Source organism: Stenotrophomonas oahuensis (genome assembly GCF_031834595.1).
GTDB lineage: Bacteria > Pseudomonadota > Gammaproteobacteria > Xanthomonadales > Xanthomonadaceae > Stenotrophomonas > Stenotrophomonas oahuensis.
Genome location: NZ_CP115541.1, coordinates 1,804,751 through 1,819,684, shown reverse-complemented (window position 1 = coordinate 1,819,684; position 14,934 = coordinate 1,804,751). Strand labels below are relative to the sequence as shown.

Genomic DNA, 14,934 nt, shown 5'->3' with positions numbered 1-14,934 from the left:
GACTGGCAAAGATGACAGCACTCTCACTTCGTTTGGATCTGAGAACGAGGCATCCATCTCTGTCGACGATCCTGCCCTGCATCGCAGCCAGCAGGACGATCTCATGTACACCCTCTGGAGGAGGTGGAATGGTGATGAAGGGAGTCGTGGGCTTGGCCGATTGACCGACCGACATGCATCCAGCTAGCGATACGGCTGTCGCGAGCCCGGCGAGCGCTTGAAATATGCGTGCTGCAGCCATTGCATTAATCATCCGTGTTGGTGAGTTGAACGCTAGCATGCACTGGCTGGGAAGACACTTCTTGCCCAGCCCGGCCCTGTTCAGCCCGCTACCTGCGCCACCAGCGTACGACAGCTGAGATCAAACCCCGGATCCCCCGCCGCCGACGCTTCCACCCCTTCATCGATCCATGCTTCCGGAACCACGCCGCCTTCCGCCGCGCCTCGTGGTCCACCTCCAGCACGAGCTTCCCCCGCGAGGCCGAGATCTTCACCCAGCCACCGGACTCGAATTCCCAGCCGTACAGCCACATGCCCTGCAGCATCACCGCCGGAACGTCGACCCCGGTTTTGTACCCCTGGGCGGGGATGCGCATTCTGGTGACCCGCACCTTCTTCGGCTGATGCCAGCTGCAGCCTGAGTGCCTGAGGGTGAGTTGTTCAAATATCGATTTACGCACGGGCAACCTCACTCGAAGTGTGCTCCCTCGCCGGTGTGGCGAGGGAGTCGGGAGGTTGAAATTCGCTCAATCCGCTACGGAACGCGACGCGATGTATTTCCCACAGGGGTGTTGTATTCCATCACCCTCCCGACGTGGGAAGCGCAGCAGTAGCGAATTGAGGAGATTTCAAGCTCCGAAGGCACACCCTGCATCAGATGGATACGCAGGAGGTTGCGGCTTGGTTTGGATGATAGGGGCGACCGGGCGAGCAACGTGAATCTTGGGCAGGTATCGACACTTGGTGTCGTGATAGGCGCGTTGTGTGGGGGTCTTTGCGCCATGTGTGACCGGGTTGGCAGTTGGGGGTGGGCGTGGGTTGTGTGGTCGCGAATGGACCGATGTGCGGTGCGGTGGGGGTCGGGCGCGTTGCGGTGGGTCGGTCGTAGCCACGCAGGGCGTGGCTCTACGTGAGGGTGGGCTCGAGAGTGTCCGTATTTTTGTGTTCGGGCGACGTGGGCTGCCCTGTGACAGCCCGGCTTCTTAGTACGGGCTCCGGATAAATCGGTCCCCGTAAAGTACGGCAAATTGGTTCATCGCGTTCTTCCAGCCGTGGCTGGTGCCTCCCCAGTTGGCCGTGATGTTGCGCAGCCCCAGCCAGATCAGCTTGATCGCCGCCTCGTCAGTTGGAAAATGCCCTCGGGTTTTGATGACCTTCCGCAGCTGCGCATTAACGCTCTCGATGGCGTTGGTGGTGTAGATGACACGACGGATCTCAGGTGGAAACGCGAAGAAGGGTATGACGCGGTCCCATGACCGTCGCCATGCCTGGGGCGCCGAGGGGTAGCGTTTGCCCAGCGGCGAGGCCTCCAGCGCTTCCAGGGCCTGTTCGGCGGACTCTGCATTGATGGCCTGGTAGATGGGCTTCAGCTCGGCTGCGAGAGCCCTTCGATCCTTCCAGCCGGCGTAGTCCAAGCTGTTGCGGATGAGATGCACGATGCAGGTCTGGAGAGTGGTCGCTGGGTAGACCGCCGCCAGCGCCTCGGGCATGCCTTTAAGGCCATCGGTCACCGCTATCAGTACGTCCTCCACGCCGCGCGTCTTGAGGTCGTTGAAGACCTTCATCCAGAACTTGGCCCCTTCTGTGTTCTCGATCCAGATGCCCAGGATGTCGCGACTTCCATCAGGTAGAACGCCTAATGCCAGATAGATCGCTTTGTTGCGCACTACGCCCTCGTCACGCACCTTGACGCGCAGGGCATCAAAGAACACCACCGGATACATCAGCTCCAGCGGACGCGTCTGCCACGCCGAAATCTCTTCCAGAACCTCGTCGGTCACCGAGCTGATGAAGTCCGCCGACACGTCTGTTCCATACTGTTCAGACAGAAACGCGCGGATGTCGCGGACGCTCATTCCGCGCGCGTACATCGCGACGATCTTGTCGTCAAAACCAGTGAAACGCCGCTCGTGCTTGGGAATCAGGATGGGCTGGAAGCTGCCATCCCGGTCCCGGGGAACGTCCAGTCGCAGGGGGCCATCCTCAGTCAGAACGGTTTTGCTGGACGTTCCATTTCGCTGATTGCCGGTCGATTCCGGTCGCTCGCTTCCGGGTGGGTACCCCAGGTGATGGCCCAGCTCGCCCTTCAGTGCCCGCTCAATCAAGGCCTTTTTCAGGGCTGTGGTGATGTCCAGGATCTCGCCCGCGGTCGTCGCTCCGTTGGCAAGCTGCTCAACGAGCTCGGCAGGCAGGGTAGGCAGCTGACGGGCAGCGGCCTTGGCGGTCATTTTCTTGGGTGGCATACATGATCCTTTTCAACATGTTATGCCCGAACACAAAATTCCTGACAGTCCCGTGGGCTCACGTGCTTGAATCATTCACAACATATCCGCCAGGCGCTGCATCTGATCCGCCTGTTCCGCTCGTAGAGGTGTGCACAACGCGCCGCGTGACATGACCTGCAACGACGCGTCCTTCGCAGGCTTCCCTGCACCCAATGAACGAGGACACGAACATGCGTAGCCAGATTCAACGCCTTGCCATCGCCGCGGGTATCGCGGTCGCCTGTGCGGCACCCGCCGCGTTTGCCGCCGACAACCCGATGGTGGGCGGTGCGCCGATGTACGCGAACAAGACCATTGTCGAGAACGCCTCCACTGCCAAGAACCTCAGCACGCTGGTGGCAGCGGTGAAGGCGGCTGGCCTGGTCGAAACGCTCAGCGGCAAGGGGCCATTTACGGTGTTTGCGCCGACCAACCAGGCCTTCGAGAAGCTGCCTGCGGGCACGGTGGATACGCTGCTGAAGCCTGAGAACAAGGCAAAGCTTACGCAGCTGCTTACCTATCACGTGGTGTCGGGCACCTATACGTCTTCCCAGCTGATGACGGCGGCGCGTAGTCACGGGGGTAGCAGCACGCTTAAGACGGTGCAGGGTGAGCCGCTGACGGTGAAGCTGCAGGATGGGAAGGTGTGGGTGGTGGATGCCAAGGGTGGGAAGGCGGCGGTGACCACGGCGGATGTCATGCAGTCCAACGGCGTGGTGCATGTGGTGGATAGTGTGTTGATGCCGAAGTAGCGGTTGGGATTGGGGGCTCGGCGTAGCCCACCGGGGTGGTGGGCTACGTTCGGGCTTTTGTGGCGGGGATGGGAGAGCAGCCGGGCAAGCCCGGCTCTACATGGGTGCGTGCGTGGGTCCAGAGTTTCGGCGGGCGGTTAGCGGGATCCAATGCATTGGCATTGGTTTCGTCAGCGGGCCAATCGGCGTACACATGAACAGGCACCCATCTATGCCAAGCTATAGCCTTTGTGGCTGTGGCTTTAGGCATGTCGAACGGAATCCCCAGCGAGAGCGCCTTGGACCTTTCCGCGTGCGCGCGCGAACCCATCCGGACCCCGGGGGCTATCCAGCCCTACGGCATGCTGCTGGTGCTGGACCCGGCTTCGCTGGTGGTGATTGAACGCGCCATCTCCCAGCCGGCTGTGCTGGAAGCCCATGGCGACCCGCTGGGCCAGCCGGTGGAAGCGGTGCTGGGCGGTGCCCTGGCCAGCTGCCGCGCGGCGCTGGCCGAGCTGGCCCCGGACACCACCCGCTTCCTCGGGGCGCACGCCATTGCCGGCGGCTGCACCCACCAGGTGCTGGGCCACCGCGTGGGCGACACCTTGATGGTGGAGCTGGAGCAGTCCGTGCCGGGCGAGCCGGGCTCGCTGGAAGACCTGTACCCGCAGATCCGCCAGTTCATGGGCGCGATCGAGCGGTTGGGCACCACCACCGAGTTATGCCAGCTGGCGGCCGAGCTGATCTGCGAGCTCACCGGCTTCGACCGCACCCTGGTCTACCAGTTCGACAAGGAATGGAACGGCGCGGTGGTGGGCGAGCACCGCAACAACGAGTTGCTGCCTTCGTACATGGACCTGCGCTTCCCGGAATCGGACATCCCGGCCCAGGCCCGTGCCCTGTACCGCCAGAACCGGGTGCGGCTGATTGCCGACAACAGTTACCAGCCCGTGCCACTGCTGCGTTCGGCCGAGCGCGCCGAGGGCGCGCCCACCGACCTGAGCCCGGTGATGCTGCGCAGCGTCTCGCCGGTGCACCTGCAGTACATGCGCAACATGGGCACCGGCGCGTCGATGTCGGTGTCGCTGCTGCGCGAAGGCGAGCTGTGGGGGCTGATCTCCTGCCACAACCAGCAACCGATGCGGGTGCCGTACCACGTGCGCACGGCCTGTGAGTTCATCGGCCAGATTCTGTCGCTGCAGATCTCGCTGAAGGAACGCGCCCTGGGCGTGGAGCAGCGCATTGCACGCCGGGCGATCCAGGTGCGGCTGTTGGCGCAGATGGCCGGCGATACGGATTTCATGAGCGCGCTGGGCCGCGATGCGAAGAGCCTGCTGGCGCTTACCCAGTCCAGCGGCGCGGCCATCGTGCACCGCGGGGCCTGCCTGCTGCACGGCGAATGCCCCAGCCAGGCGCAGGTGATGGCACTGGTGCAGTGGCTGGCGGTGCAGCCGCACGAGGGCGACCTGTTCCAGACCGATTCGCTGAGCGGGCGCTGGAAAGAGGCAGCGGCCTTCAGCGGCGTGGCCAGCGGCGTGCTGGCCATCTCCATTTCGCAGGTGCACGACAGCTTCGTCATCTGGTTCCGGCCGGAGGTGGTGCGCACGGTGCGCTGGGGCGGTGACCCGCGCAAGGACACCGGCGGGCCGCTTTCGCCACGTACGTCCTTTGAAAGCTGGAAAGAAACCGTGCAGCAGCAGTCCCTGCCCTGGGACGCGGTGGACCAGGACGCGGCGCTGGAACTGCGCACGGCCATTGTCGACATCGTGCTGCGCAAGGCCGAAGAGATGGCGGCGTTGAACGAACAGCTGGTACGCAGCAACAAGGAGTTGGAGGCGTTCTCATATTCGGTCAGCCACGACCTGCGTGCGCCGTTCCGCCACATCGTGGGCTATTCCGAGCTGCTGTGGTCGTCGGCGCAGGACAAGCTGAACAGTTCAGAGAAGCGATTCGTCGACACTATCGTCGAGTCGGCAAAATCAGCAGGTCGTCTGGTGGATGACCTGCTCAGCTTCTCGCAGATGGGCCGGTCCACCATGGGTCAGATCAACATGGAGATGGGCACGTTGGTGGAAGATGTTCGCCATACGCTGGAGATGGAAGCCGAAGGCCGCGCCATCACCTGGAAGATCGCGCCGCTGCCACGGGTCGAAGCCGACCCCGGCATGCTGCGGCTGGTCTGGCAGAACCTGCTGTCCAACGCGCTGAAGTTCACCCGCGACACCCCTGCACCGGCCATTGAGGTCGGCCACGAACGCACCGCAACCGAAGACGTGTTCTTCGTGAAGGACAACGGCTGCGGCTTCGACATGCGCTACGTGGACAAGCTGTTCGGCGTGTTCCAGCGGCTGCATCACAGCGACGAATTTGAAGGCACGGGCATCGGCCTGGCCAACGTGCACCGCATCATCACCCGCCACGGCGGTCGCGTCTGGGCGCAGGGCGAGCTGGGTGTGGGTGCCACCATCTTCTTTACCATTCCCCTGCATCACGGAGACACTGCATGAAAGACCTTCGGCCAATTCTGCTCGTTGAGGACAATCCCAACGACGCCGAACTGACCCTGGCCGCCCTCGCCCGCTGCCAGCTGCTGAACGAAGTCACGCATGTGCGTGACGGCGTGGAAGCGCTGCAGTATCTACGCAGCGAAGGCGCGTATGCGGGTCTGAATCACGGCGGCCCGGTGGTGGTGCTGCTGGATTTGAAGCTGCCCAAACTCAACGGACTGGAAGTGCTGCAGGAGATTCGCAACGACGCGGCGCTGAGCAGCACCCCGGTGGTGATGCTGACGTCTTCGCGCGAAGAGAGCGACCTGGTGAGCAGCTACGAACTGGGTGTGAATGCCTTCGTGGTGAAGCCGGTGGACTTCAAGGAATTCCTGGAAGCCATCCAGGGGCTGGGCATGTTCTGGGGCATCACCAACCAGCCGCCACCGCAGGGCACATTGTTTGGTGCGAAGAGCCGCAAAGATGGCTGAAGGTGCAGTAAGCCGCACCATCCGCATTCTGATGGTGGAGGACAGCGCACTGGATGCGGAGCTGATTACCGCGCAGCTGGAGCGTGCCGGCGTTGCATTCACGGCCGAGCGCACGTGGTCGCACGATGGCATGCGCCAGGCGCTGGAGCAGCACGACTTCGACGTGATTCTGGCCGACCACGTGCTGCCGGGCTTCGACGGCGACGCCGCGCTGACCCTGGCCTGTGAGCTGGCCCCGCAGATTCCCTTCATCTTCGTTTCCGGCACGCTGACCGAGGAACTGGCGGTGCAGGCGCTCAAGCGCGGCGCGCGCGACTACGTGGTGAAGTCGCGCCTGCAGCGCCTGCCCGACGCGGTGGTGCGTGCGATTGCAGAATCGGAAGAACGCCAGAAGCTGGCCCGCGCCGAGCAGCGCCTGAAGCTGATCACCGACTCGCTGCCAGCACTCATTTCGCACCTGGACCGCGAGCACCGCTATCAGTTCGTCAACCAGGCCTACCAGGACTGGTACGGCCATGCGCCGGAAACGGTGATTGGCCGGCGTGCTGGCGACGTGGTCGGCCAACCGGCCTTCGAGGAAGTGCAGCCCTATCTGGATCGGGCGCTGCAGGGCGAGCGGGTGAACTTTGAGATCAGCATGCCGCAGCGCAGCGGGCTCACCCGCCATGCGCAGGTAGACCTGGTGCCGGAGTTCGGCGCTGATGGCGAAGTGCTGGGCTACTACGCCATGGCCCGCGACATCACCGAGCTGAAACAGGCACAGGCCGCGCTGAAGGCCAGCAATGCGGCGTTGGAGCGCCAGGTCGACGAGCGCACCTCTGCGCTGCACCAGAGCGACAGCCGCCTGCAGGCGCTGTTTGAGTCCAGCTTCCAGCACCAGACACTGTTGAGCACCGACGGCCACATCATCGATACCAACTCGGCGTCGCTGTCGGCCATTCTGGCGAGCAAGCCGGAAGTGCGTGGGCAGCTGTTCTATGAATCGGCCTGGTTTGCCGGCACTGAAGGCGCGCCAGCCATTGTCTGCGAGGCGGTGCTGCAGGCCGCATCCGGCAAGGCTTCGCGGCACGAGCTGGAGCTTCGCCTGCCCACCGGAAAGCGCAATTTCGAGTTTTCGTTCCGGCCGCTGCAGGACCATCAAGGCAACATCACCGCGGTGGTGTCGGAAGCCTCGGAAACCACCGCACGCCGGCAGGCCGAAGCCGCGCTGCGGCAGAGCCAGAAGATCGAGGCGGTGGGCCAGTTGACCGGTGGCATCGCGCACGACTTCAACAACATTCTGACCGTGGTTGCGGGCAACGTGGAGTACGCCAAGATGCTCACCGAGCGTCTGGGTGATGTCGCTGAAGGTTCTTCGCGTGCGTTGGACAACGCGTTGAAGGGCGTGATGCGCGCGGCCAACGTCACCCAGCGCCTGCTCGCGTTCTCACGCCGGCAGCCGCTGAAGAACCTGCCGGTGGATCTGAACGCCCAGGTCGACGGCATGCGTGACATGCTGCAGCGCGCGCTGGGCGAACTGGTTCAGCTGGAAGTGGTCAACAGTCCGGACATCTGGTGCGTGGAGATCGATCCCAGCCAGTTGGAAGCCTCGGTGCTGAACCTCGCCGTCAATGCGCGCGATGCGATGCCGCATGGCGGGCGCTTGACCATCGAAGTGGACAACGTGCATCTGGATGACGATGTCGCCACCCGTCATCCGGACGTGCGCCCCGGCCAGTACGCGATGGTGCGGGTGAAGGACAGCGGCACCGGCATGTCGGCCGACACGATGGCGCGGGTGTTCGAGCCGTTCTTCACCACCAAGGAAGTCGGTCGCGGCACCGGGCTGGGGCTTTCGATGGTGTATGGCTTTGCCAAGCAGTCCGGCGGGCATGTGCTGCTGGACTCGGTGGAAGGCGTGGGCACCTCGATCACGCTGCTGTTCCCGCGTTCGACGGCGACGCTGCCGACGGACCGCCCGGTGGAAACTTCGGCACTGGGGGGCTACGAGCCGCAGCCGGAAACCACCGTGCTGGTGGCCGAAGACAACGACGATGTACGCGCGTACACCGTGGATACGCTGCGGCAGCTGGGCTATCGCGTGCTGGAAGCGCATGACGGCGCTTCGGCGCTGCGCCTGCTGGAACGGCCGGATGTGAGCGTGGACCTGCTGTTCTCGGACATCGTGATGCCGGGCATGTCGGGCTGGGAGTTGGCCAAGCGCGTGTTGGAACGCAAGCCGGAGTTGAAGGTGCTCTTCACCTCCGGGTATCCGCGCGACATTGATGCCAGCGGCGCGATCGGGCGGCAGAGCACGATTTTGGCCAAGCCATTCACGCGCAGTGATCTGGCCGGTGCGATCCGGTCGGCGTTAGCGCCCTGATGGGGCGCGGCACGGCGATCCCCGCGCAATCCGCAGATGCGCATGGCGCGTCTCTACCGGGCGGCACGCCCGGGGGTAGAGTCGGTCGCAAGACGACTGCTGATAACAAGGATCGGCCCTTTAACGCATGGACTTATCCAGAATCCGACGCTTGGATGGGCCGGACGAACGTCGTATCCGGCCGTTCCGATCAACCGCGTTGAATATGTGGCGTGCGAGGACTTCCGTCAGGCGCTTTCATAACTGGGCCTTCACCGCTTCCACCACTTTGAAGTACGCCTTGCGCTGGATCGAGTAACCGATGGCGAACACCACCAGGAAGCCCAGCGCGGCGACGATGGCGGTGATCCTGTCGGCACCGACGATCGCCAGCATCAGGAACACCAGTGGAAGCACCAGCACGGTCCAGTTGCAAAGGCCGTGCACACGGATCTCATCGCGCCGCGCATCTACTTCGATCAGGCCGCGCATCACCGGGTAGTAGCGCTGGTGAGGGTTGGTGAAGCTGCCGGCAAAGCTTTCGCGGAAGGCGATGCGGTGCTGGGTGAGCGGGTAGAAGGCCAGCGTGGTGGAAGTCAAAGGGGCGACGTCACGTTCGAGGCTGTTGGGTAACAGCAACGCACGGGACGGGGCGTTGGCGGGGATGCGGGCGGTGAAGATGCGGATGCCCTGGGTGAAGTAGGAGGTGGACCAGCGGTAGAGAAGGAACTGCTCCAGGGCGAAGACCACGAACAGCGTGATGAAGATGATGGGCATGGTCTTCCTTGGGCCGGGTTGTCCGGTGTGGTGGGTCTGCGCAGGAAGCAGCCGGGCAAGCCCGGCTCTACGAATCATCGGTCATCGGTTACCGATTACCGATCATGGAGTGGCAGTCGGTGTTGGCAGTGGCGTGCCCTTCGGCCACAGCATCCACAGGTTGCCCTTCTGCTTCATGTCGCCGGCCAGCTTGCCGGCGGCGTCGCCGGTGCCCCAGTACAGATCGGCACGTACCTCGCCAGCGATGGCACCGCCGGTGTCCTGTGCGGCTACGGGGCGCACCACGGGGCTGCCGTCCGGGCGGGTGGTGGACAGCCACAGCAGGCTGCCCAGCGGCACTACGGTACGGTCCACGGCGACGCTGTAGCCGGCGGTGAGCGGTACGTTGAGCGAGCCGCGTGGGCCTTCGTCGCCGGCGGGGCCTTCGGTGAAGAACACGTAGCTGGGGTTGCTGGCCAGCAGCTCGGGCACGCGCGCGGGATGCGTTTCCGCCCACTGACGGATGGCGTCCATGGTGACGTCTTCCTTCTTCAGCTCCCCCTGCTCCACCAGCCAGCGGCCGATCGGGCGGTAGGGATGGCCGTTCTGGTCGGCGTAGGCGATGCGCAGCTGGCGGCCGTCATTCAGGCGGATGCGGCCAGAGCCCTGTATCTGCAGGAACTGAAGGTCCATCGGGTGGGTCAGCCAAGCCAGCACGGGAGCCTTGGCTCCCTTGGCGCTGATGGTGGCGGCGTCGTCATAGGGCTTGAGCACGCGGCCTTCGACGCGGCCGCGCAGGCGCTTGCCCTTCAGTTCGGGGTACAGGCTGTCCAGCTGCACGATGACCATGTCGGTCGGTACGCCGTAGACCGGTACGGTGGCGGTTGCGGTGCGGGTGAGGCTGCCGGCGTAGACGGGTTCGTAATAGCCGGTGATCAGGCCATCGGCTTTGTGGCCGCCGGCGCGCAGGGCGTAGACGTCGAGATTGGACTGCAGGAAGGTGCGGATGTCGGTGGCGCTGGCGTTCGCGGCTGGGGCGGCAGTGCAGACCGGGCCCCAGGTGGGATCAGACTTCAGGCGGGTGCAGGCGCTGCGCCAGGCGGTGAAGCCGGCTTGCAGGTCGGCGTCGGTGACCGCGGGTAATGCGGACCAGGTGGCCTTGGCGTAGGGGCTGGTGGCTGGTTTGGTTGGGGTCGGTGCGTCGGTGCGCGGAGTGGTGGTGGTGCAGCCGGCCAGGAGGGCCAGGCCGAAGAGTGCGGCGGTGAGGCGCGGGACCTTCATGGGATCTCTGCGTGGCGTCTTGAACCCCGATTGTAGAGCCACGCCCTGCGTGGCTGGGCGGATTGGGGTCCGCGATGACACGCATGGCGTGTCACTACGGGACGTTTGGGTTGGTCGAAGCCACGCAGGGCGTGGCTCTACGGGGGTTCATTCGTGCGCGTTATTTCGGCGCTGGCTGCAACAACTCGAGTTCGGCGAATTCCACGCGACCCGGCATGGTGATCCGCAGCCGGTAATGCGCGTAGCGCCCCGGTTGCGCGATTTGGAACGGCCGGGTCTGGTGTCCCCACTCGAACGCCTCGCCTTCGCGGGTATCCAGCGTCTGCCACTGCATGCCATCGGCGCTGCCCTGCAATGCCCAATCGGCCACCGCGATGGGCCGCTCAGCACTGGTCAGGGTGTAGAACCGCGCTTCTGCCGCGGATGACAGCGCAACCGTCACCTCAATCGGCTCCCCCCGCAGCGCCAGAGCGGTACGCGCGTCGTTGTCGGTCAGCGCCTCCGGCGCTGCCAGCGACGTCGCACTAACCTTGGCGCTCGCGTCGATCACATCCACCAGCGTCTTCGGCCGCTGCCCCGCCGGGGTCAACGACGGCGGTGCGTCTTCAACACGACTGCCCCAGGCGGAAGGCTTGGGCCCCATCACGAACTCCAGCGTCGCTCCCTGCACCAGCAGCTGGTGCGGAATCCAGGTCTTCGACCAGGGTTTGCCGTTCACCCGCAGCGACTGCACGTAGGGGCTGTCGCGACCTGCATTGCGCGCATGGATCCGCAGCTGACTGCCCTGCGGAAGTTCCAGCGTGAGCCGCTCGAACAATGGCGCACCGATCACATAATCCGGCGAGCCCATCCGCAGCGGGTACAGGCCCATGGCTGCCAGCACATACCAGGCCGACATCTCGCCGTTGTCCTCGTCGCCGGGGTAGCCCTGGCCGATCTCGCTGCCCAGGTACAGCCGGTCCAGCACGTCGCGCACGATGCGCTGGGTCTTCCACGGCTGCCCGGCGTACAGGTACATCCACGGAATGTGGTGTGCGGGCTGGTTGCTGTGCGCGTACATGCCCATGCGCACATCACGGGCCTCGGTCATCTCGTGGATGAGGTAGCCACGCGGTCCGGAGAGCTTTACGTCAGCGGTTTCCGGCGTGCTGAAGAATGCATCCAGCTTGTCGGCCAGCACCTGACGGCCTCCATACAGCGCGAGCAGGCCGTTGCCGTCGTGCGGCGCGGTGAAGGCGAAGGTCCAGCCGTTGGATTCGGTGTAGTCGTTGCCCCACACCTTCGGGTTGTAGTCGGCGGCGGGTACGCGCCACTGCCCTGCCCGGTTACGCCCCTGGAAGAAACCAACGCTGGAATCAAACACGGTGGCGTAGCTGGCGGCGCGATAGCCGAAGTAGGCCGCTTCGTCGGCATAGCGGCGCTGCAGTTTCGGGTCCTGCGTGGATGCGGCCAACCCCTGGGCCATCTGCGCGATGCCGAAATCGTTGAGCGCGCTTTCCATCGTCCACGACATGCCGCCGTCGATGTCGGTGCTCATGTAACCGTCAAACGTGGAGTGGGCCATGCCCTTGCGCCCGACGTGGCGGTCCGGCGGCATCACCGTGGCGTTCTTCAGTGCCGCGTGATACGCCAGCGGGATATCGAATCCGGTGATGCCCTTGGCCCAGGCGTCGGCGAAGGCGACGTCCGAGCTGGTGCCCACCATCAGGTCGGCATAGCCGGGCGAGGACCAGCGTGCCACCCATCCGCCGGCGCGGTACTGCTCCAGGAAACCGTCGATCAGGCTGCCGGCGTGGTCCGGGGTCAGCAGGCCATACGCCGGCCACACGGTGCGGAAGGTGTCCCAGAAGCCGTTGTTGACCAGCACCTTGCCGTCGCGCACCGGGGCAAAGCTGCGCGCGGCATTGCCCTGCGCATTGTCGGAGGATCCGCTGTTCTGGCTGGCGTAGCGCCAGTCGGGGGCTGCCGCGCTGCCGGCATTCTCCGAGCCGGAGTTGGGGTACAGGTACAGCCGGTAGAGGTTGGAGTACAGCGTGATGCGCTGGTCTTCGCTGGCCCCGTCCACCTGGACGCGGCCGAGCAGTGCGTCCCACTGGTCAGCGGCGCGCGCGGCCACCGTGGTCTGGCTGTCGTCTGCGGCGACTTCCAGCTGCAGGTTGTGGCGTGCCTGTTCCAGCGAGATCAGCGACGTGGCCATTCGCATCGTCACCGCGCGCGTGCCCGGCGCGAACTTGATGTAGCCGGTTGGGCGGCCGGTGTCGATCAGGCCGCTGCGCTGCCAGGGCTGATCGAAACGGGCGTATACGAACATGCGCGTTGCGCCGGTGGACAGGCCGCTGCGCACATCGGTGTAACCACTCAGCGTGCCGGTCTTTTCGTCCAGGGTCAGGCCGCCACGTGCATCGACGTTGTCGAACAGCAGGTTGGCGTCACCGTCGGTCGGGAACCCGAACTCGAACACGGCAGCATGGTCAGTCGGGGCGAGTGCGGCGGTGATGCCGTTGTCGAAGCGCACGCGGTACTCATGCGCGCGCGCCACTTCATCTGCTCTATCAAAGGCCAGGCTACGCGCCACCCGGTCGGCCTCGGGCACACCGCGCTTGCTGGAGGGCATCACCTGGAAGGTCTGACGGTCGCCCATCCACGGGCTGGGCTGGTGGCTGAGCGAGAACGCCTGCAGACGCGGCCGGTTGGCCTGGTCGTTGTGTTCGTTCCAGGCGTACAGCCAGGACAGCGAACCGGCGTTGGTGGCCGGGGTCCAGAAATTGAATCCGTGCGGCACAGCCACGGCGGGAATATTGTTCCCGCGCGAGAAGCGGCTGTTGGACTGGGTGCCACGCGTGGTCACCACCCAGTCGCTGGGACGGCGGCGCACGGCGGGGGCGATCGACTGCACGCCTACGTCGTCCAGCCAGCCCTGCGCTTTGCCGCCCTGCCCCGGCTGCACCTCCAGTTCCAGTGCCACGACGCGGCTACCGCGCAGCGCGGGCACATCGCCCAGGCGCACCTGCTTGTATGCCCACTGCTGCGGGAAAAGCGTTTTGGACTCGCCCTGCGCTGTGGCACCGAGCGCGATGCCATGCTGGTCGCGCACCGGCAGGCGGGACAGGCGCGTGCCATCGTCCAGAACAGCATCCACCGAGACGTAGGTCGATGTCACAGAGTCGCCATCGACGATCTCCGGCAGTACTGACCAGAACAAGGTGGTGTCGGCCTCGATCCGAACATCCACATCGAACAGGCGCTGGCGGCCACTGCCCTGGTACTCCAAGGCATGCAGGCCGGTGTAGCCCACCTCGGCCTTGGCCGCGTACGGCTGCTTCGGGCCAGTGCCGGTGCGCAGCTGCAGCGCGCCGCCGGTGTCCTGCACCGCCGGTTGGGCGGGCTCGAAGGAGGTGGTGAATCCGGCCGGTGCGGCGTGCACCGACGACACCGCCATCAGCCCCACCAGGGGCAGCACCGTGCAACTGCGCATCACAGCCACGTCAGTTCAGCGACCACCGGGTAGTGGTCGGACGGATACAGCGGGCCCTCGTGGGCATCCACCGAATGCACCGAGCGGATGCCGAACTGGCGGTACAGCACCCAGTCGATGCGCGCGTCCGGATTCCCGGTGAACGCATGCGCGGTCTTCTCCGGGCCGCTACGCTGCGGTGCCTGTTCCCAGGCGTCGGAGAGCTGAGCGGTCAGCAGCGTGTGGGTCGGGCCGTCGGGGTGCGCGTTGAAGTCACCGGTCACCACCACCGGTGCATCACCCGCCAGCTGCCGGATGCGGGCCAGCAGCAGCCGCGCACAGCGCTCGCGCAGGACCTCGGCAGCGTCGGTGTGCGGCAGGTGGGTGTTGAACAGGAAGAAGCGCCTGCCATTTCGCCTGTCCTCGAACTCGCCCCAGGTGGCCATGCGCGGCATGGGGCCGTCGAAGTTGGCGCTGCCGGGCACGTCGGGCGTTTCCGAGTACCAGAAGTCGCCCTGGCGCAGCAGGGTCAAGCGGCGGGTGTCGTAGAACAGGCCCATGTGTTCGTTGCCGTTGCCGTCCACTTCATTGCCATTACGCCCTTTGCCGAACCAGGCGTGGTGCGGCAGCTGCTGGTCCAGCCAGGTGGCCTGGCCGAGTAGCAGTTCCTGCATGCCGACCAGGTCGGGCTGCTGGTCGACGATGGTCTTCAAGGTCAGGGCGCGGCGGTTCTCCCAGACATTCACCCCATCGTTGGGCGAGGCGTAGCGCACGTTGAAGGTCATCACCCGCAGCGAGACCGACTCCCCCGCCGCAACCGGGCGGGGGGACGATGCACACGCCGACAGCACGCCGACTACAAGTACGAACAACAGTGGGGCAAACAGGGCACGCAGGCGGTGTGCGGTCAT

The 14,934-nt window shown here is 65.0% G+C and carries 10 protein-coding genes; 4 read left to right on the top strand and 6 right to left on the bottom strand.

Features of this window, described 5'->3' with window-relative positions:
- Positions 1 to 329 precede the first annotated feature (329 nt).
- A complete protein-coding gene (locus tag PDM29_RS07855; protein WP_311193288.1) occupies positions 330 to 596 on the bottom strand; it encodes a hypothetical protein in 267 nt (88 codons plus the stop codon).
- A gap of 606 nt (positions 597 to 1,202) precedes the next feature.
- Positions 1,203 to 2,462, bottom strand: coding sequence for an IS256 family transposase (locus PDM29_RS07850; protein WP_311190592.1), 1,260 nt, complete (start codon positions 2,460 to 2,462; stop codon positions 1,203 to 1,205).
- A 212-nt stretch (positions 2,463 to 2,674) separates the two neighbouring features.
- Between PDM29_RS07850 and PDM29_RS07845 the strand changes: the two genes are divergently transcribed.
- From PDM29_RS07845 to PDM29_RS07830, 4 genes are all read left to right on the top strand, one after another.
- A complete protein-coding gene (locus tag PDM29_RS07845) occupies positions 2,675 to 3,235 on the top strand; it encodes a fasciclin domain-containing protein (RefSeq protein WP_311193287.1) in 561 nt (186 codons plus the stop codon).
- Positions 3,236 to 3,483: 248 nt separating this feature from the next.
- Positions 3,484 to 5,721, top strand: coding sequence for an ATP-binding protein (locus PDM29_RS07840; protein WP_311193286.1), 2,238 nt, complete (start codon positions 3,484 to 3,486; stop codon positions 5,719 to 5,721).
- Positions 5,718 to 6,191, top strand: a complete 474-nt coding sequence (locus tag PDM29_RS07835) for a response regulator (protein ID WP_311193285.1) — start codon at positions 5,718 to 5,720, stop codon at positions 6,189 to 6,191. Before PDM29_RS07840 ends, PDM29_RS07835 begins: the two co-directional genes overlap by 4 nt.
- Entirely contained in the window at positions 6,184 to 8,553 is a 2,370-nt protein-coding gene (locus tag PDM29_RS07830) for a response regulator (protein WP_311193284.1), read from the top strand. The genes PDM29_RS07835 and PDM29_RS07830 overlap by 8 nt, the downstream gene beginning before the upstream one ends.
- Positions 8,554 to 8,790: 237 nt before the next feature.
- Here the strand turns inward: PDM29_RS07830 and PDM29_RS07825 are convergent, their stop codons facing one another.
- From PDM29_RS07825 to PDM29_RS07810, 4 genes are all read right to left on the bottom strand, one after another.
- On the bottom strand, positions 8,791 to 9,309 hold the full coding sequence (locus PDM29_RS07825) for a hypothetical protein (protein ID WP_311193283.1): 519 nt from the start codon (positions 9,307 to 9,309) through the stop codon (positions 8,791 to 8,793).
- Between the two features lie 102 nt (positions 9,310 to 9,411).
- Positions 9,412 to 10,569, bottom strand: a complete 1,158-nt coding sequence (mltA, locus tag PDM29_RS07820) for a murein transglycosylase A (RefSeq protein WP_311193282.1) — start codon at positions 10,567 to 10,569, stop codon at positions 9,412 to 9,414.
- Between the two features lie 160 nt (positions 10,570 to 10,729).
- On the bottom strand, positions 10,730 to 14,044 hold the full coding sequence (locus PDM29_RS07815; protein ID WP_425508729.1) for a GH92 family glycosyl hydrolase: 3,315 nt from the start codon (positions 14,042 to 14,044) through the stop codon (positions 10,730 to 10,732).
- On the bottom strand, positions 14,044 to 14,934 hold the full coding sequence (locus PDM29_RS07810) for an endonuclease/exonuclease/phosphatase family protein (protein ID WP_311193281.1): 891 nt from the start codon (positions 14,932 to 14,934) through the stop codon (positions 14,044 to 14,046). The genes PDM29_RS07815 and PDM29_RS07810 overlap by 1 nt, the downstream gene beginning before the upstream one ends.